Here is a 17474-nt window from a genome sequence, read left to right as displayed (position 1 = left end):
CTTGTCGAACTGGACGGGTTTCTTCGGATAGTTCTGGCTTGCTGTGAAATTTTGTCGCCTCGCTACGCTCGGTTCGCGCCTCAAGCGGCGCTCCTACAGCGGCATGACGGCGGGTTAGTCCCCGTGCCTCACCAGACAACTCAAGGTGCCCTGCTCGGTGTTATCAATGCGCACCTGCGAGCGGCAGGCGAAGGGGACCTGGAATCCGGCCATGGCTTTGCCCGGGTTTAGCCCCAGTACATGACTCAGCACCATGCGGATAACGCCGCCGTGGCAGACCAGTAGCACTCTCTGACCTTGTAACGCCTGCTGCCATAGTGCCCAGGCATCACCGATGCGTTGATGGAAATCCTGAATGGTTTCGCCGTTCACCGGTGGGTGGTTTTCTGCATCGCGCCAGAAGCTGGCCTGGTGGTCGCCGTATTCGTTTGCCACCTGTTCCCGGGTTTTTCCTTCCCAGTCGCCGAAGCTGATCTCCTTGAAGTCGTGGGCCACGGTGAAGGGAACATTGATGGTCTCCGACAGGTGCGCGGCAAACTCCCGGCAGCGCAGCAGCGGTGAGGTGAGGATGTGGTCCCACTGATCGTCCACCTGAATGGCATCGCGCATTTGCTGCCAGCCCAGTTCGCTGAGCGGATCGTCCTTATGACCGCGATACATGTGGCCACCGGCAGGTTCGCCGTGACGGATCAGATCAAACAGGGTGGTGGTCATGGTCTACTCCGCGTTGTTGACGCCGGCATCGGCAAAGGTTGCCATGCCGTTATGCAGGGCGCAGGCGCTGCGAATCACCGGCACGGCCACCGCCGCACCGCTGCCTTCCCCCAGGCGCATGGACAGGTTGAGAACCGGCTCTGCGTTCAGGGCCTCGAGTAGCCGGGTGTGGCCGGGTTCCCGGGAGTGATGGGCGAACAACAGCCAGTCGCGCAGATCCGGCCGTAACCGTACGGCGGCCAGAGCGGCCACGGTGACAATGAAACCATCCACCAGCACGGGAATGCCACGGGCGGCACTGCCGATCAGGGCGCCTGCCAGGGCAGCAATTTCAAAACCGCCCAGGGAGGCCAGTACCACCAGCGGTTCCCGGTTGTCCCCGTGGCGGGCCAGCGCCCGTTCGATCACCGTGACCTTGTGGCTGACGCCCTCCGCGTCCAGGCCGGTGCCGGGCCCGGCCAGCGCCAACGCCGGCTCGGCCAGCAGGGCACAGGCCACGGCGCTGGCGCTGGTGGTGTTGCCGATGCCCATTTCGCCACCGATAAAAAGCTGGGCCTGCTGGTCTGCCGCACGCTGTGCCGCCCGGTCACCGGCGGCCAGGGCCTGTTCCAGTTGTGCTGTCGACATGGCGGCCTGACGGGCCAGGTTGGCGGTGCCGGCGGCGATGGCTTCATCCACCACGCCGTCGCTTGTGGGCGGCGGGGTGGCGGTGCCCAGGTTGATCACCTCCAGCCGCGCTTGCAGATGCCGGGCCATGACACTGATGGCGGCCCCGCCGGCAACGAAGTTGGCAATCATCTGCCCGGTGACAGCCTGAGGGAAAGCCGAAACTTCTTCTACGCAGACGCCGTGGTCGGCGGCAAAGACGGCGATGCTGATGCGGTCGGCACCCGGTGTATCAGTGTTCTGGAGTGCAGCCAGATCAACCGCCAGTGCTTCCAGGCGACCCAGCGAACCGGCGGGTTTGGTGAGCTGGCCCTGGCGGGACAGGGCAGTTTCACGGTGCGTCTGACTGGGCGAAGGAATCGCTGTTTGCCAAGGGGAAGGCTGGGGCACGGAACACTCCCGAAAAGGACAGGGGCCGGAAAGCGGCAAATCCTCTGCCCCTGGTCCGAAGCTGTCAAGTAAACCTCTTGGCAGCCTCCGGAGCTGATCGCCTCCGTTGGAGTCATGCCTGCATGGCATTTATTAGTGGCGCTCAACTTCTCCTGAATTTTCCTCAAGCAACACGTATCCGTTTGCTTATTGCCGCCGCCGTTGGTAATTTCGCGCCACCTTCCGGTGCCCGCCTGTTCACACACAGACGGGTTAAACGGGAAGTCGGTGTGCTTTGTGGTGTTCGCAAAGCCGGTCCGACGCTGCCCCCGCAACGGTGATTGAGTGAATCGCGTTTCGTAGTGCCACTGTGCCAAAGCCCGAAAGGGTGCATGGGAAGGCGAACGCGCTGAGGTATTCCACCTCGCTCATCAGCCCGGAGACCGGCCAGAAGGTGAAACTTGGCGTCGCGGTGGGCGATGGCGGGGTGTAACGGTGCCGTCCGGTGCCGGTTATCCCTGTTGTGTCTCCGCGGCTGAATCCAGGCCGTGCGGGTGGGCACGGCAACAGGGGATCTCCTTCATGTCTTTGCGTTTTCTGGCGGCACCTGCCGCCCTGTCTTTGTCTGTCTTGCCGTCGGTGGTTCAGGCCGATACCTCCTCACCACAACAGGCCGCAATGCTGGATCCGGTGGTGGTAACCCCAGCCCTGGTGAGCCGAACCACGGAGGCGTCGCTGTCTTCTGTCACGGTGGTAGACGAGCAACAACTTCGTGATCAGCAGCCGGTGGACATAGCCGATATTCTGCGTGGTCAGCCCGGTGTGGATACCACCAGTAATGGTTCTTTCGGCAAGATTGCCAGCGTCTTCGTGCGGGGGGCATCCAGTGATGCGACCCTGCTGCTGGTGGACGGGGTGAGGTTGCGGTCCGCCACCGCCGGGAGCCCGGCCTGGCAATATCTGCCAACGGCCATGCTGGAGCGGGTGGAAGTGGTTCGTGGCCCTCGCGGTTCCCTGTACGGTGCTGATGCGGTGGGTGGTGTGGTGCAGCTATTTACCCGCGATGATGGCAGCTGGCTGGATTTCGGTGCCGGCAGTTTCGGCACCATGAATGCCGGTGCCGGCGTTTCCGGTGAACAGGGCGGCACCCGTTATAGCCTGGGTATCAATCGCTTCCGCACCAATGGCATCGAGCTGCGTGAAAACAGTGAAGAGCGCGGCTACGACAACACCGCCGGCATCGCCAAAATCAGCCACCGCTTTGGCGACCGTGGTGAAATAGGTGTGTTCGGTTTTCATACCCAGGGCAATACGGAATTTGAAGGCAGCACGCCGGCAGACGATCGAAATATCGACTACGCGCTGGAGGTGGCAGGGTTGAAAGGTGAGGTAATGCTCACCGATGGCTGGCAGACCAAGGTGCTGATCAGCCAGGCCAAGGACGAAAGCGAAGACTTTGCCAATGACGTCAGTAACGGCGTTTTCGATACCCGCACCCGTACCGTCAATTGGCAGAATGTGTTCGCGGCCGGGGCCCATCAGTTTGTGCTGGGTGGCGAATACCTGCGTGACGAGATCACTAGCAGCAACGAGTACGACGTGACGGACCGGGACAACAAGGCCGCTTTTGGTCAGGCTTTGTTGCACTTTGGCGCGCTGGATCTGCAAGGCAGCCTGCGCCATGACGATAACGATGCCTACGGCAGCAAGGTGACCGGGGCTGCGGCCCTGGGCTACAAGCTGGATACGGTTCACCGGGTACGGGTGAGCTATGGCACGGCCTTCAAGGCGCCCACCTTCAACGATCTTTATTTCCCGGATTCACCGCCCTTTTTCTTCAGTAACCCGAACCTGAAACCGGAGTCCTCGGAAACCGGTGAGCTGGGTGTTCGCGCACAGTACCAACACTGGTTCTGGGATGCGGCGGTGTACCGCACCAATATTGATGACCTGATCGCCTACGATGGCAGCAAGGGCTCCTCGTTCAATGTGAATAAGGCCCGCATCGAAGGGGCGGAGCTAGCCCTGGGCATGGACTGGCAGGAGTGGCAGGTGCGGGTGGCTTTCTCCGCCCTGAAACCGGAAGACCGGGATACTGATACGTTGATTGCTCGTCGTGCCCAGCGTCTGGGCCGGCTGGATGTGGATCGTCGCATCGGCACCGTGACCCTGGGTGGCACCGCCAGTTTCCAGGGGCACAGGTACAATGATGCTGCCAACACCCAGCGGCTTTCCGGGTTCGGCCTGTTTGATCTGCGTGCCGGCTGGCAGTTTGCGCCGAACTGGTCCACCCGGCTGACAATGAAAAACGTGCTCGACAAGGAGTATGCCACCGCGCAGAACTTCAGTGGCTGGAACTATCTCAACGCCGGGCGTTCCGTAATGGTAAGCCTGCGTTACGATGTGCAGTAACTGAAACACGGAGTCCGCCATGCCCCCAGCCCGTCTGTTATCGCTTTGTCTTCCCCTGTTGGCAGTCATGCTGTGTCTGGGGAGCGGGCTGGCCCGGGCACAGGTCTGTGTCACCGACGATACAGATCGACAGGTCTGTCTGGGGCAGCCGGCCAGTCGCATCATTGCTCTGTCCCCTGGTGCCACAGAGTTGCTGTTCGCTGCCGGTGCCGGCGAGCAGGTGGTGGGGGCGGTGAGCTTCAGTGATTATCCGCCGGCGGCGGAAAAACTGCCGCGGGTGGGCAGCTACAAACGGCTGGATCTGGAAGCGGTGCTGGCGTTGAAGCCGGATCTGATCGTTGCCTGGCGCAGTGGTAATCCCATGGAACAGGTCGAGCGCCTGCAGGCCATGGGCGTGCCGGTGTATCACAGCGAACCCCGCCGTTTTGACAACATCAGCACTACTCTGGAACGCCTGGCGGTGCTGGCCGGGACCGAAGCGGTGGGCCAGGGGGCGGCCGATGCTTTGCGCAGTGGCATGGACTCCCTGCGCCAGCGCTATGCGGAGGCGGAACCGGTGACGGTGTTTTACCAGGTCTGGGAAGAGCCGCTGATGACCGTTAACAACGAGCATCTGATCAGCGAGGCGATCCAGATCTGTGGTGGCGTCAATGTGTTCGGGGAGCTGGCATCCCTGGCGCCCAAGATCAGCCGCGAGGCGGTGCTTGCCAAGGACCCGGAGGTGATCATCGCCGGTGGCATGGGTGAGGATGACCCTTCGTGGCTAGAGCCCTGGAAGCAGTTTTCCTCCCTGCGTGCGGTGCAGCAGAACAACCTGTTCTTTGTGGCGCCCTCCACCTTGCAGCGGCCCACCCCACAGATGCTGGCCGGCACTCGCACCCTGTGCAGCCATCTCGACACCGTGCGCGCCCGTGATTAGCCGCCGAGCTGTCTCTTCCCTGCTGATGCTGGCGGCACTGGGTGCGCTGGCATTGCTGGTGGCGGTGACTGTGGGCAGTGTCTCCATGAGCCTCACGGAGTTGTGGATGGCAGTTGCCGGGCGGGGCGATCCCTTGTTTGGCGAATTGGTATTTTCCCTGCGATTACCTCGTGCCATGGCGGCGTTTGCCACCGGTGGCCTGCTGGCACTGGCCGGTGCCCTGATGCAGGTGCTGTTGCGCAACCCGCTGGCCGATCCCTATGTGCTGGGCATCTCCGGCGGTGCGGCGGTGGGGGCGCTGGCATCCATGTTGCTGGGTCTGGGTACGGCGATGGTGTCCGGCTCCGCCTTTGCCGGTGCCCTGCTGTCCACCCTGCTGGTCTTTGGTCTCGCCCAGGGGCGGGGTAGCTGGACGCCGACTCGCTTGCTGCTCACCGGCGTGGTCATCGCTGCCGGCTGGGGGGCAGTGATTACCTTCATGCTGTCGCTGAGCCCGGCGGACCGCTTGCCCGGCATGCTCTACTGGTTGATGGGCGACCTGAGTTACGCCCGCTCGCCGTGGCTGGCCTGGCTGGTGTTGATCCCGGTGCTGATTGTCACGCTGCCGCTGGGGCGCAGCCTCAATGTGCTGGCCCGGGGGCCATTACAGGCGGCGGCTCTGGGTGTGGCAGTGAAGCCGCTTGCCTGGCTGGTCTATGGGCTGGCCAGCCTGCTGACGGCGGTGGCGGTAACCACCGCCGGCAGTGTGGGCTTTGTGGGGCTGATCGTGCCGCACATGCTGCGGCTGGTGCTGGGCAATGATCAGCGCATCATTCTGCCAGCCAGTGTCATGGCCGGCGGCGCCTTGCTGACCATCGCCGATACCCTGGCGCGAACCCTGATGGCGCCAGAGCAGTTGCCGGTGGGTGTGATCACCGCCCTGCTCGGGGTGCCCACTTTCCTCTTCCTGCTGTATCGGAGTCGGTGATGGCGATTCTCGAAGCCAGCAATATGGTGGTCGATATTCCCGGCCGTGCGGCAGGCCAGCCCTTTACCGCGCGGATTCTGCCGGGCCAGCGCTGGGGCGTGCTGGGTCCCAATGGCGCAGGCAAGTCCACACTGCTGCATACCCTGGCGGGGTTAAGGCCGCCGCGCAGTGGTCAGGTGTTGCTGGATGGTGAATGCCTGACTCAACTGCGCCGCCGGCAACTGGCGCAAAAACTGGCGGTGGTGTTTCAGGAACGTCAGGACAGTTTTCCTGCCACGGTGCAGGAAACCGTGTTGATTGGCCGTCATCCTTTTCTTTCCCCCTGGCAGCGGGAAAGTGGCAGTGATCTGCGTCTGGCCAACCAGGCCATGGATGCCCTGTCCCTGCGTCTGCTCAGTGATCGGCTGGTCAGCACCCTGTCCGGGGGCGAGCGCCAGCGGGTGGCCATTGCCACGGCCCTGACCCAGCAGCCGGCCATCTGGCTGGCAGATGAGCCCACCAATCATTTGGATCTGCATCATCAGGTAGCGGTGATGGAGCTGCTGCACCGGCAGGCGGAGCAGGGCGCGGCAGTATTCATGTGTCTGCATGATCTGAATCTGGCGGCCCGCTGGTGTGACCATTTGCTATTGCTCTATCCCGATGGCGAGCTGTGCTTCGGGCCTGCCGACACCATGCTGGTGCCGGAGGCGCTGGAGCGACTTTACGACCAGAAGCTCAGTGTGGGGCAGATCAACGGCGCGCCGGTGTTTGTGCCGGGGTGAAAACTGTTAATAGGCTGTAGGAGCTATGCTTGCATGGCGAACCTGCTTGCGCAGATCGCTCGCCAGTTCGCCATGCAAGCATAGCTCACTACGGAGTGAGCCTTCAGAAGACATGTCTTCTTAATTGCCCAGATTAATAACGAAATTCAAAAGCGTTGAGAAAAGAACCAAAAAATGGGAAACAGTATGAAACCGGATCCTAAAAGTCCTGAGCGTCATGCCTGGCGGATGGAAAAGAAACAGCAAATCATGCGTGAGCGGATTGCCAATGCGGACAAGGATCAAGGCATCCTGTTGGTGCTCACCGGGCCCGGCAAGGGCAAGAGCAGTTCCGGGTTCGGTATGCTGGCCCGTGCTCTGGGGCATGGCATGAAGGTGGGGGTGGTGCAGTTTATCAAAGGCGCGTTCAGTACCGGCGAGGAAGCCTTTTTTCGTGATCTGCCCAACGTGGATTATCACGTCATGGGCGAGGGGTATACCTGGGATACCCAGGACCGGGAAAAGGATGTGGCTGCCGCCAGTGCTGCCTGGGATATCGCCAAAAAAATGTTGCAGGACGACAGCTATCACATGGTGTTGCTGGATGAACTGAACATTGCGTTGCGTTACGAGTATCTGGATCTGGATACCGTGCTCGACGATCTGCAAAACCGCCCCGCCATGCAGCACGCCGTTGTCACTGGTCGCTATGCACCAAAGGAACTGATTGAACTCGCCGACACCGTCACCGAGATGAAGGTGGTGAAGCATGCGTTCACGGATCTTGGGGTAAAGGCGCAGAAGGGCGTTGAACTTTAGTGAATAGTTAACAGTGAATAGTTAATAGCGAAAATAAAACGATGGCTGGTCGTTCGTCGATAACGCTGATGGTTCAGGGGTGCACCTCCGACGCCGGGAAAAGTACGGTTGTTGCTGCGTTGTGTCGGTGGTTTGCGCAGCGCGGGTATTCGGTGGCGCCGTTCAAGCCGCAGAATATGGCGTTGAACAGTGCGGTAACTGTGGACGGCGGGGAGATTGGTCGTTCTACGGCATTGCAGGCGTTGGCCTGCGGGATTGAGCCGCACAGTGATATGAATCCGGTGCTGCTAAAGCCGCAGACCGATATGGGCGCCCAGGTGATACTCCGTGGCCAGGTACTGGGCAACATGCAGGCGCTGGATTATCACGCCTACAAGGACACCGCTCGTGAGGCGGTGCTGGCGGCCTGGACGGATCTGTCGAACCGCTATGAGGTGATTATTGCCGAAGGGGCGGGCAGCCCGGCGGAAATCAATCTGCGTGAAAACGATATCGCCAATATGGGCTTTGCCGAAATGGTGGATTGCCCGGTGATTCTGGTGGCGGATATTGATCGCGGCGGCGTGTTTGCCCATCTCACCGGAACACTGGCGCTTCTCTCCGACACAGAGCAGCAACGCACCCTGGGCTTTGTCATCAACCGGTTTCGTGGTGATCTGTCTCTATTGCAGGGTGGCCTGAACTGGTTGGAGGAGCGCACCGGCAAACCGGTATTTGGCGTGCTGCCCTATCTGCATGGCCTGACCCTGGATGCGGAAGACGCGGTGGCCGAGCAGGGAGATCATGACAGTGGTTCGCTCAAGGTGGTGGTGCCGTTGCTGCCGCGCATGAGCAATCACAATGATTTCGACCCCTTGCGCCTGCATCCCCAGGTGGACCTTCGCTTTGTGAAAATGGGTGATACCTGGCCGGCGGCGGACCTGGTGATTCTGCCCGGCAGCAAGGCGACCCGCGCCGATCTGGCCTTCCTGCGTGAGCAGGGCTGGGACTCGCAGATCGAAAAACATCTGCGTTACGGCGGCAAGCTGCTGGGTATCTGTGGGGGCTTTCAGATGTTGGGGGACCGGGTTGACGATCCTGACGGGCTGGAAAGCAATGCCGGCAGTAGTACTGGCCTGGGTTGGTTGGCCATGACCACACGGCTGATTGCCGGCAAGCAGCTGCGTAATGTACAGGGCGTTTTTCTCCCTGCTGATACTGCCATTCATGGCTATGAGATTCACAGCGGCGTTAGTGAAGGATCGGCGTTGTTGCGGCCCATGCTGCAATTGGGAGAACGTAACGAGGGCGCCATCAGCGACGATGGTCAGGTCATGGGCTGTTACCTACATGGCCTGTTCGATCGTGCCGAGGCCTGCAACGGGATACTGCAATGGGCGGGACTTCGTGGTGAGCGGGCGGTGGATTACGATGATCATCGACAGAAGGATCTGGATAGGCTGGCAGATTTGATCGAGGAGCATCTGGATACAGAGAGACTGCTATCCGTGCTGTGAGGTAGTCCTGAAAGACAGGGCCGGGAGAGCTCCTCCCGGCTCGAGATACATTATTCCATCGGGTTAACGCATTCCGCCCGTGTCGGTTCCAGCTTGCAGCGAACCTTTCTGAGCAGGCCCATCATCGACTTGTCGTAGACGCCGTCCTCAGTCAGAGCGACGCGGGCTTCACGCATCATCTCGTCGTAGCGCAACTTGTCCGCGTCCGGGATCCGGATCCACCACTTATCATCAACTTCGTTGCTGGCGTTCTCAATCAGGCGCATGGCACGGTCAAATTGGCCATACATGAATTCCCGGGACTGCTGGGCATAATCTGCCGGGAACTTGTCCTTCTTGAGAATGATCTGGGCACTGAGCTGGCCGAGGGTGTAATCCAGGATGCCGCCATCCGGCGCCATGCCCTTGTATAGCTCGAGCGCAGAGAAGCCCATGATCGGTGCAAAACAGATATCTACAGAACCATTATTGAAGCGGGTAGAAAAGTTGGTGATGTCTGACATCACCGGTGACATGCCCACCCGGGATGCCATGCTTGCCTGGGCACTGTCATATTCAAGCACCGCAATGGATTTGCCTGAAAGCTCTTCAACGGTATCCAATTCCTGATCTTTCAGAAAAAGAAAGGCAGCACCCATGGGAACAACACCGCCCACTTCATAGGGGCCGGAAATCATCTGTTTGTTGATGGATGGCGTGTTGCTGGCAATGACGGAAATGACTGTTTTCATCGCGTCGTAGCTGGGGATGGCGCCAATGGAATCCATGCTGCCGGTGAAGCTGTTGAACTGGCGGCCGCGAATACCGGTAAGAACCGCTGCATCGCATTGCCCGGCTTTCAGGTCTTCAGCAGCGATCTTTTCATCGGTGAAGGGTTTCAGTTCCACATCCACGCCCCATGCAACGGCGGCGGTCTTGTAGTCCTTCATGATGTTATAGATGTCGCCGTTGGCGCCGATGATGTCGAAAACACAGAATTTTCGTTTTTCCAGCGCATGAGCGGAAAGGGAAATACTCGAAAGCAAAGCGGAAAGAATTAGTATCGTTATGTAGCGCATGACGCTCTCCCGTGAAACACAGAAATATCAAAGAGCATCGATCCTATTTGGGCGCTGAGTATACATTCAATATGGCTTTACAAAATTGTGCACAATCCACAACAAGAAGCTGAAGTAAGCCGGGCCAGGGAGTCATTTTGTTAAAAAAGAAGGGAGAAAACGGCAAGATTTTCACCTTGCTTTCACTGTCAGGTTAGTCTTGGGGGAGCAAGGGACAATAAAAAAGGCGCCAGAGGCGCCTTTTTTGCGGGAGGTGCAGACCTTAGTGGTCGTGACCTTCCGGGCCGTGTACGTGGCCGTGTTCTTTCTCTTCGTCGGAGGCTTCACGCACCTCGGTGACTTCCACGGCGAAGTTCAGGGTTTCACCTGCCAGCGGGTGGTTGCCATCAACGGTCACTTCCTCACCTTCCACAGCAGTGATGGTGAAGATGCGAGGACCTGCTTCAGTCTGAGCCTGGAACTGCATGCCCGGCTGCAGATTCTCTTCGTTGCCTTCGAAGGCGGTTTTCGGCACTTGCTGGATCAGCTGCTCGTGACGCTCGCCATAGCCTTCTTCCGGGGTGACGGTTACGTCCAGCTTGTCACCGGCAGCCTTGCCCACCAGGGCGTTTTCCAGGCCGGGGATGATGTTGCCAGCGCCGTGCAGGTAGGCCAGGGGCTCGCCACGCTCGATAGAAGAATCAATGGTCTCGCCGGTTTTGTTAGTGAGCGTGTAGTGGATAGACACTACGGAGTTTTCTGAAATTTGCATGGAAACCCTTTAGGGGTAGATGAATTCGGAATGAAGGGGGTATGGCGGACATGGCGTTTCATGGTCCGGCAGCGCCCCGCATTCAGGTCGGCGAACATTCTAACAAGACCGACAAGGGCCTGACCAACCGGAGCCAGTCCCGGCCGACGGGCGTGGGGTAGCCATCAGGGGCTGGGGAGCCACGAAGGGCTCCACAGGAGGGCGGAACCGGGAGGTTATTGCCCGAGTAAGCGCTGGTTCCCCGGCTTGGCCCCGCATTTGCTACAGTACCGCCATGGCCACTGACACTTTCACTGACAATCCGCTACTGCAGGACCGTTTCGGCCGCACTATCGACTATGTGCGGCTGTCGGTGACGGATCGCTGTGATTTCCGCTGTGTGTACTGCATGGCGGAGGATATGACCTTTGTGCCCCGGGCCCAGGTACTGACTCTGGAGGAGATGGGGCGGCTGGGGCGGGTTCTGGTGTCGCTGGGGGTAAGGCGAATCCGACTTACCGGTGGCGAGCCGTTGGTGCGCCGTAACGTGGCGCATCTGGTGCGTGGTCTTGGTGCACTTCCGGGTCTGGATGAACTGAATATGACCACCAACGGCGCCGGACTGGGCCGTTTTGCCGGTGAATTGAAGGCCGGTGGGCTGGATCGGCTCAATATCAGCCTGGATTCCCTGGATCCGCAGCGGTTTCGGGCCCTCACGCGCACCGGCGATTTGAGCAAGGTTCTGGCGGGGATCGAGGCGGCCCGCCGGGCCGGTTTCCGCCGTATCAAGCTGAACAGCGTGATCCTGCGCGGACGCAATCAGGATGAGGTGCCGGCACTGGTGGATTTCGCCCTGGCGCGGGGGCTGGATATCTCCTTTATCGAGGAAATGCCCCTGGGGGCCATCAGTGAACATGATCGGGCGCTGGAGTTTGTCTCCTCCGAAGCGTTACGGGATCAGCTCTCTGAGCGCCTGACCCTGGTGCCCATGGCGGACAAAACCGGCGGGCCCTCCCGCTACTGGCAGGTGCCGGGCAGTGACAGCCGCATCGGGTTTATCTCTCCCCACTCACAAAACTTTTGCCATTTGTGTAATCGGGTGCGAATTACCGCCGAGGGCCGTATGCTTCTGTGCCTGGGGCACGAGCACAGTGTGGACCTGCGGGCAGTACTGCGGGCGCACCCCACGGAGGATGCCCCCCTGCGTCAGGCAATCATTGATGCCATGGCCATCAAACCGGAGCGGCACGACTTCAATCTGGCACCGGGCGAGCAACTGGTACGGTTCATGAATATGACCGGTGGTTAGTCGCCGCCTTCGTCCCCCTTCAAGGCAGAGGAGATGCTCCAGAAAGCCTTTAGTATGTAGCGTGCAAATATGCTGCGTGTAGCGTGAATGCGTAACCAAGCGAGAGACCATGAAATCCCTTCCTGAACTCTTTACCAACAACGAGCAGTGGCGTCATGACATCGAGGAGGAGCATCCTGGGTTCTTCAAGGCGCTGGGCGAGCAGCAGAGCCCACAGTATTTGTGGATTGGCTGCGCGGATTCCCGCGTGCCCGCCAATGAGGTGGTCGGGCTGATGCCCGGTGAGCTGTTCGTGCATCGCAATGTGGCCAATCTGGTGAACCACACCGACCTGAACCTGCTGTCGGTGCTGCAATTTGCCGTAGACGTGTTGAAGGTGAAGCACATCATGGTGGTGGGCCACTATGGCTGCGGCGGGGTAAAGGCTTCCATGGAAGATGTACCCCATGGCCTGATCGACAATTGGCTGCGGCAGGTGCGTGAGCTGTATCTGCGTAACCGCAAGCACCTGGTCAAGCTGCCGGATGACAAGGCCCAACTGGATCGCATGTGCGAACTGAATGTGGCGCGTCAGGTGATCAATGTGTCCAACACTACCGTGGTTCAGGAAGCCTGGCGCCGCGATCAGCCACTGACGATCCATGGCTGGATTTACGGTATCGGCGATGGCCGCCTGCGTGACCTGGATATCCAGATCCAGAACAACAAGGAACTGCGGGTTCTGGAAAACGAGGAATACGACAACACCTCGGCATAAGGGGTCCTGTAGGGTGCCACTGAGCCTGAGGCGATCTGCACCAACCACCACCAACCAACGGTGCAGTTCGCCTCAGGCTCAGTGGCACCCTACGCAAGATTGCTGCCTTCGCGTTTTTCAGAACCAGAAATGGATCCCGGCCACCAGCGATGCTTCCTCCGGATCACCACCCGCCGCCCGCGTTCTGTCGGCGGTATCACCGTACTGTTTTTCCCAGTGCACGCCGATGTAGGGGGCCAGCTCCCGACGGATTTCGTAGCGCAGCCGCAGGCCGGATTCAATGGCGACCAGACCGTCGCCGATCCCCAGGTCGTCATCGTCCTTGCCGTAAAAGCTGGCTTCCACCTCCGGCACCAGCGCCAGACGCTGGCTCAGCATCAGCTCGTATTCCGCTTCCAGACGCAATTCGCTGAGGTTGTCTTCACCCAGGAATAATTGGCCGTCGAGCTCGAACCAGTAGGGCGCCAGGCCCTGAATGCCCAGGCTGGCCCAGTCCCGGTTGGGATTGTCCGGTTGCCAGTCCCGGCGCCAGCCCAGTTGCCAGTCCCAGTAGGGGGCGAAGGCATGGCTCCAGGCGAGTCGTGTTTCGGCGCTTTCCGTGCTGGCGTCTTCGTCGTGGTGTTCCGGGTCCATCAGCCGTTCGCCTTCCGTGGACAGGTAAAGCTTGTTCAGGTCGCCGCCATACCAGGCGTTGGCATCCCAGCCCAGCACCGTGCCTTCGTCACTGTCACGCAGCTCAAGCTGGTCCACCAGCACTTTGCTGAAGCGGGGCGGGTGTTCGCTCATGGACCAGGCCGGCGTGGCGACGGTCATGGCTGTCAGGGCGCTGAGCAGAAAGGTCGATGTTTTCATCATGCGTCCTCCCCGTGAGTGCCATGGTGTGAGTGGTCGCCGTCCGTTGGAGCGTCGACCACGCGGACTTCCCGGAACATGCCCGCGTCCATGTGGTAGAGCAGATGGCAGTGATAGGCCCAGCGGCCCAGGGTGTCGGCGCGCACCAGGTAGCTGAGTTTTTCACCGGGTTTCACGGTGACGGTGTGTTTGCGCAGCAGCTTGCCATTGCCCACTTCCAGATCACTCCACAGCCCATGCAGGTGGATGGGGTGGGTCATCATGGTGTCGTTGACCAGGGTGATGCGAACCCGTTCGTTGTGATACAGCTCCAGCGGTACGGCATCGGCAAATGGAATACCGTTGAAGCTCCACATGTAGCGGGACATGTTGCCGGTCAGGTGCAGCACAATTTCCCGGTCCGGGTGCAGGCTGTCTGGTGGGCCGTCCTCAGTTTCCATGTCCGCATAGGTGAGTACTTTCCAGCCCCGGTCGCGCAGGCCGATACCCGGGTCGGCGAGCATCGCCCCGGGGGCCATGGCGCGCATGTCCACGCCGGGGCCGTATTCAGTGGCAGCATGCTCGGTGGCACTGTTTCTGGGCGGCAGGTCCGGGTTGTCTGGATCTTCCGCAAAGGGAACGGCGTCGGCGTGATTCGTGCCGTCCATGTTGTGATTCATCTGCCCATGGTCCATCTGGCCGTGATCCATGCTGCTCATCGTTATGCTGTCATGGTCCATGCCTGCATGGCCGTCGCCGTGTTGCATGGCACCCATGCCCATCTCGGTATGGCCCAACAGCGGCGGCGGGTCCATCTCCGGCACCGGCGCGGCCATGGCCGGGTCGGGTGTCAGGGTGCCACGGGCAAAGCCGCTGCGGTCGATACTCTGGGCAAACAGGGTGTAGGCCTGATTCGCTTTGGGTTCCACGATCACATCCAGAGTTTCAGCCACGCCCAGGCGCACCTCGTGGAAGGGCACCGGTTTGACCGGCTGGCCATCCATGGCGATCACGGTCATGTCCAGGCCGGGAATGCGGATATCGAAGAAGGTCATGGCGCTGGCGTTGATAAAGCGCAGGCGGAGGCGTTCCCCCGGATTGAACTGGCAGGTCCAGTTGCCGTTGGGGCTCTGGCCATTCATCAGGTAGGTGTAGGTGTAACCGGTCACGTCGGCCAGGTCCCGGTCGCTCATGCGCATGGTGTTCCACATATGGCGATCCTTGAGGGTCTGGATCACGCCCTTGTGGCGGAAATCGCGCAGGGTGTCGAACACGGTGCGTTCGTTGAAATTGTAGTAGTGGCTGAGCTTTTTCAGGGTGGCGAAGATGTGGTTCGGGTCCTCGTCACTCCAGTCTGACAACACGATGACCTGGTCCCTGTCCGCGGCATGGGGCTCCGGGTTTTTCGGATCAATGATGATGGAACCGTAGAGTCCGGTCTGTTCCTGAAAGCCGGAATGGCTGTGATACCAGTAGGTGCCGTTCTGCTTGATCGGAAAGCGGTAGGTAAAGGTTTCTCCCGGTTTGATGCCATCAAATGACAGCCCCGGTACGCCGTCCATTTCAAACGGCAGCAGCAGGCCATGCCAGTGGATGGAGCTGGTTTCCGGCAGCAGGTTGGTGACCTTGAGTGTGACGGTGTCGCCTTCGCGCCAGCGCAGGGTGGGGCCGGGGACGATGCCATTGATGGTGGTTGCCGGGCGGGTCTTGCCGGTGATGTTGACGTCGGCGCCACCCAGAGTCAGGTGGAAGGTGTCACCGGTAAGCGTGGGGGCGCCGGTGTGGCCCTGACGGGCCAGCAGCTGGGCGGATGTCAGACCCAGCCCCAGACCAGTGGCTCCGAGCGCCAGGCCCTGCACGAAACGGCGTCGTGGCAGGGAAAACGGGGGTGCGGTTTTCATGATGGATCTCCTGATTGTTTGAGTGGAACAGCGAACTCAAACAGTCAGGGACGGTGGCCGTAACGGCAGGTGGTGGATGCCATCGTGAAGGCGGGTCTCCAGGCTGGGGTGCCAGGGGTGCTCGGGGATATCCGTCTGCCCGCTGAACAGGGCGACGGTGGTGGCACTGATCTGGCACAGGGTCAGGCACTGGCAACCGTCATCCTGGGGGCAGTGCTGGCTGTCGCCATGGTCGGGCTGTGCCATCTCGGCATGGTGATGGCAGTGGGTCTGTGGAGCGCTATCCAGATGGCCCACGGAAACCTGCGCCGACAAATTGCTCGTCACCACCAGCATCAGGGTGGCGAGCAGGCCGGCCAGCAAGGACCGGTAATCGAGGCGCAGATATCGTTTCATGGAACCATTATTAACCTGCGGGTTACCCCAAGGTCAAAGGGGAATTGACGCATGCCTGACGTCACGCCACCTGCCACACCACGCTGGCGGCGATAACGACCAGCAACACGGCGGTGCCTTTTTCCACCCAGTGATGGTGGGCGCGCAGCCAGGGTAGAAAACGGCTGCGACCCAGTAATAGGGCCACCAGCACATACCAGCCGCCATCGATGAACATGGAGGTCAGCACCATCTGGATGCGGGCGGCCTGGGCCATGTCCGTTTGCAGGAACTGGCTGAACAGGGCCAGGAAAAACAGGGCCACTTTCGGATTCAGGAACGCCACCAGAAAGCCGTCGCGGGCGGCGCCGTGCAGGACGTTGAATTGGCTGGAGGCATCCATGGGCGCCAGCGGTTGCTTGCCCGCCTGCCAGCTTTTCCATGCCATCCACAGCAGGAAGAGGGCGCCACTCAGGCTGAAGAATAATTCCAGTGACGGGTAGCGGTGAAACAATACCGCCAGCCCGGTGACGGTGGCGGTGGCCCAGATACCGATTCCCAGGGCATGGGTAACCCCGGCGATGGCCCCGGCTCGGGGGCCGCCATGGAGGGTGTGGCGGGTGATCACCGCCAGGCTGATGCCGGGCGCCATGGCACCCAGGGCGCAGACGCTGGCCAACAGTAGCCAGTCGTGAAGAGGGAGCATTCAGTATCTCGTTACACGCAAAAGGGAGAGACTGTAACGGGTTGGTGTGACAGGTTGAAGAGCCGACAAGTGGGCTACGAAGCCCCTGTAGGAGCACCCCTTGAGGTGCTAACCGGTTAACAGGTTTGACGTTACCAGATAAATTTACCTCGCCTGAGCTCGGGTTCGCACCTCGAGAGTTGCTCCTACAGGGGGATCAGTTGCCGGGATGGTGGCTGAAGACCTGGGTGCCGTCTTCATCGAACAACAGCACATCATAGGCATCTTTGCGGTCGCCCATTTCCATGCCGGGGGAGCCGACGGGCATGCCGGGGACGGTAAGCCCTTTGGCATCGGGTCGCTCGGCGAGCAGACGGTCCACGTCGCTGGCGGGCACATGACCTTCGATGACGTAGTCGCCAATAAAGGCGGTATGACAGGAGCCCTGCCCCGGGAGGATGCCGGCCTTTTCCTTGATGGATTGCAGGTTCTGCTGTTCGTGGACGACCACTTGGTAGCCATTGTCTTTCATGTGATCCACCCAGGCGCCACAGCAGCCACAGGTGGGCGATTTGTACACTTCCATCACCTTGTCGGTGCTGGCGGTTTTGGCTTCTTCAGTGGCCGCAGGGGCCGCTTCGGTGGCCTGGGGCTGGGGCGGCCCATCATCGCCACAGGCGGCTACCAGAAAAGCCAGCAGAAATGCCGCAAATACTTTCATCG

General features: G+C 60.4%; 17 protein-coding genes and 1 riboswitch. Of the genes, 8 read left to right on the top strand and 9 right to left on the bottom strand.

Features of this window, described 5'->3' with window-relative positions; genetic code table 11:
- Nucleotides 1–114: 114 nt before the first annotated feature.
- Nucleotides 115–714 carry a histidine phosphatase family protein gene (locus tag T9A_RS04245; protein ID WP_035245332.1) on the bottom strand — a complete coding sequence of 200 codons (600 nt, stop codon included), beginning with the start codon at nucleotides 712–714 and terminating at the stop codon, nucleotides 115–117.
- A 3-nt stretch (nucleotides 715–717) separates the two neighbouring features.
- Entirely contained in the window at nucleotides 718–1770 is a 1053-nt protein-coding gene (gene cobT / locus T9A_RS04240) for a nicotinate-nucleotide--dimethylbenzimidazole phosphoribosyltransferase (RefSeq protein ID WP_052042473.1), read from the bottom strand.
- 206 nt (nucleotides 1771–1976) lie between these two features.
- Nucleotides 1977–2215, top strand: a riboswitch (cobalamin riboswitch).
- Between the two features lie 116 nt (nucleotides 2216–2331).
- Between cobT and T9A_RS04235 the strand changes: the two genes are divergently transcribed.
- The 6 genes from T9A_RS04235 (at nucleotide 2332) to T9A_RS04210 (ending at nucleotide 9105) form a co-directional block, all read left to right on the top strand.
- Nucleotides 2332–4161 (top strand): TonB-dependent receptor domain-containing protein, encoded by a 1830-nt coding sequence (locus T9A_RS04235; RefSeq protein ID WP_035245331.1) that lies wholly within the window; start codon nucleotides 2332–2334, stop codon nucleotides 4159–4161.
- A gap of 19 nt (nucleotides 4162–4180) precedes the next feature.
- A complete protein-coding gene (locus T9A_RS04230; protein ID WP_035245330.1) occupies nucleotides 4181–5080 on the top strand; it encodes a cobalamin-binding protein in 900 nt (299 codons plus the stop codon).
- Nucleotides 5081–5105: 25 nt separating this feature from the next.
- Nucleotides 5106–6047 carry a FecCD family ABC transporter permease gene (locus T9A_RS04225; RefSeq protein ID WP_084573390.1) on the top strand — a complete coding sequence of 314 codons (942 nt, stop codon included), beginning with the start codon at nucleotides 5106–5108 and terminating at the stop codon, nucleotides 6045–6047.
- Entirely contained in the window at nucleotides 6047–6811 is a 765-nt protein-coding gene (locus T9A_RS04220) for an ABC transporter ATP-binding protein (protein WP_035245329.1), read from the top strand. Before T9A_RS04225 ends, T9A_RS04220 begins: the two co-directional genes overlap by 1 nt.
- 186 nt (nucleotides 6812–6997) lie before the next feature.
- Entirely contained in the window at nucleotides 6998–7609 is a 612-nt protein-coding gene (cobO, locus tag T9A_RS04215) for a cob(I)yrinic acid a,c-diamide adenosyltransferase (RefSeq protein WP_035245542.1), read from the top strand.
- 68 nt (nucleotides 7610–7677) lie between these two features.
- Nucleotides 7678–9105 (top strand): cobyric acid synthase, encoded by a 1428-nt coding sequence (locus T9A_RS04210; RefSeq protein WP_084573389.1) that lies wholly within the window; start codon nucleotides 7678–7680, stop codon nucleotides 9103–9105.
- Between the two features lie 50 nt (nucleotides 9106–9155).
- On the opposite strand, the gene T9A_RS04205 is transcribed toward T9A_RS04210, so the two are convergent.
- Together T9A_RS04205 and T9A_RS04200 are read right to left on the bottom strand one after the other, a co-directional pair.
- Complete coding sequence (locus tag T9A_RS04205) at nucleotides 9156–10163, bottom strand: putative solute-binding protein (RefSeq protein WP_035245327.1); 1008 nt, start codon at nucleotides 10161–10163, stop codon at nucleotides 9156–9158.
- A 262-nt stretch (nucleotides 10164–10425) separates the two neighbouring features.
- Nucleotides 10426–10914, bottom strand: coding sequence for an FKBP-type peptidyl-prolyl cis-trans isomerase (locus tag T9A_RS04200; RefSeq protein WP_035245325.1), 489 nt, complete (start codon nucleotides 10912–10914; stop codon nucleotides 10426–10428).
- Nucleotides 10915–11188: 274 nt separating this feature from the next.
- Here T9A_RS04200 and moaA point away from each other — a divergent pair, with 274 nt between their 5' ends.
- Together moaA and can are read left to right on the top strand one after the other, a co-directional pair.
- A complete protein-coding gene (moaA, locus tag T9A_RS04195) occupies nucleotides 11189–12202 on the top strand; it encodes a GTP 3',8-cyclase MoaA (RefSeq protein WP_035245323.1) in 1014 nt (337 codons plus the stop codon).
- Between the two features lie 109 nt (nucleotides 12203–12311).
- Entirely contained in the window at nucleotides 12312–12959 is a 648-nt protein-coding gene (gene can / locus T9A_RS04190) for a carbonate dehydratase (RefSeq protein ID WP_035245321.1), read from the top strand.
- Between the two features lie 117 nt (nucleotides 12960–13076).
- On the opposite strand, the gene T9A_RS04185 is transcribed toward can, so the two are convergent.
- From T9A_RS04185 to T9A_RS04165, 5 genes are all read right to left on the bottom strand, one after another.
- A complete protein-coding gene (locus tag T9A_RS04185; protein ID WP_232222000.1) occupies nucleotides 13077–13814 on the bottom strand; it encodes a copper resistance protein B in 738 nt (245 codons plus the stop codon).
- The gene (locus T9A_RS04180; protein ID WP_035245319.1) at nucleotides 13811–15691 is read right to left on the bottom strand and encodes a copper resistance system multicopper oxidase; all 1881 of its coding nucleotides are present in this window, start codon (nucleotides 15689–15691) and stop codon (nucleotides 13811–13813) included. Before T9A_RS04180 ends, T9A_RS04185 begins: the two co-directional genes overlap by 4 nt.
- 36 nt (nucleotides 15692–15727) lie before the next feature.
- A complete protein-coding gene (locus tag T9A_RS04175) occupies nucleotides 15728–16087 on the bottom strand; it encodes a hypothetical protein (protein WP_035245317.1) in 360 nt (119 codons plus the stop codon).
- A gap of 61 nt (nucleotides 16088–16148) precedes the next feature.
- Nucleotides 16149–16772: a LysE family translocator gene (locus tag T9A_RS04170; RefSeq protein ID WP_035245315.1), complete on the bottom strand. Its 624-nt coding sequence runs from the start codon at nucleotides 16770–16772 to the stop codon at nucleotides 16149–16151.
- A 196-nt stretch (nucleotides 16773–16968) separates the two neighbouring features.
- Entirely contained in the window at nucleotides 16969–17472 is a 504-nt protein-coding gene (locus T9A_RS04165; RefSeq protein ID WP_035245313.1) for a DUF411 domain-containing protein, read from the bottom strand.
- Nucleotides 17473–17474: the final 2 nt, after the last annotated feature.

This window comes from Alcanivorax jadensis T9 (genome assembly GCF_000756655.1).
In the GTDB taxonomy this organism is placed as follows: Bacteria; Pseudomonadota; Gammaproteobacteria; order Pseudomonadales; family Alcanivoracaceae; genus Alcanivorax; species Alcanivorax jadensis.
This window is presented reverse-complemented; position numbering and strand designations above follow the sequence as displayed.

Excerpts from the sequence above, each read along its gene's own strand:
- moaA (WP_035245323.1), top strand. The coding sequence starts at position 11,189 with ATGGCCACTGACACTTTCACTGACAATCCGCTACTGCAGGACCGTTTC.
- T9A_RS04200 (WP_035245325.1), bottom strand. The coding sequence starts at position 10,914 with ATGCAAATTTCAGAAAACTCCGTAGTGTCTATCCACTACACGCTCACT.
- T9A_RS04170 (WP_035245315.1), bottom strand. The coding sequence starts at position 16,772 with ATGCTCCCTCTTCACGACTGGCTACTGTTGGCCAGCGTCTGCGCCCTG.
- T9A_RS04220 (WP_035245329.1), top strand. The coding sequence starts at position 6,047 with ATGGCGATTCTCGAAGCCAGCAATATGGTGGTCGATATTCCCGGCCGT.
- T9A_RS04225 (WP_084573390.1), top strand. The coding sequence starts at position 5,106 with ATGCTGGCGGCACTGGGTGCGCTGGCATTGCTGGTGGCGGTGACTGTG.
- T9A_RS04185 (WP_232222000.1), bottom strand. The coding sequence starts at position 13,814 with ATGATGAAAACATCGACCTTTCTGCTCAGCGCCCTGACAGCCATGACC.
- T9A_RS04235 (WP_035245331.1), top strand. The coding sequence starts at position 2,332 with ATGTCTTTGCGTTTTCTGGCGGCACCTGCCGCCCTGTCTTTGTCTGTC.
- T9A_RS04205 (WP_035245327.1), bottom strand. The coding sequence starts at position 10,163 with ATGCGCTACATAACGATACTAATTCTTTCCGCTTTGCTTTCGAGTATT.
- T9A_RS04175 (WP_035245317.1), bottom strand. The coding sequence starts at position 16,087 with ATGAAACGATATCTGCGCCTCGATTACCGGTCCTTGCTGGCCGGCCTG.
- T9A_RS04210 (WP_084573389.1), top strand. The coding sequence starts at position 7,678 with ATGGTTCAGGGGTGCACCTCCGACGCCGGGAAAAGTACGGTTGTTGCT.
- cobO (WP_035245542.1), top strand. The coding sequence starts at position 6,998 with ATGAAACCGGATCCTAAAAGTCCTGAGCGTCATGCCTGGCGGATGGAA.
- can (WP_035245321.1), top strand. The coding sequence starts at position 12,312 with ATGAAATCCCTTCCTGAACTCTTTACCAACAACGAGCAGTGGCGTCAT.
- T9A_RS04165 (WP_035245313.1), bottom strand. The coding sequence starts at position 17,472 with ATGAAAGTATTTGCGGCATTTCTGCTGGCTTTTCTGGTAGCCGCCTGT.
- T9A_RS04180 (WP_035245319.1), bottom strand. The coding sequence starts at position 15,691 with ATGAAAACCGCACCCCCGTTTTCCCTGCCACGACGCCGTTTCGTGCAG.
- T9A_RS04230 (WP_035245330.1), top strand. The coding sequence starts at position 4,181 with ATGCCCCCAGCCCGTCTGTTATCGCTTTGTCTTCCCCTGTTGGCAGTC.
- T9A_RS04245 (WP_035245332.1), bottom strand. The coding sequence starts at position 714 with ATGACCACCACCCTGTTTGATCTGATCCGTCACGGCGAACCTGCCGGT.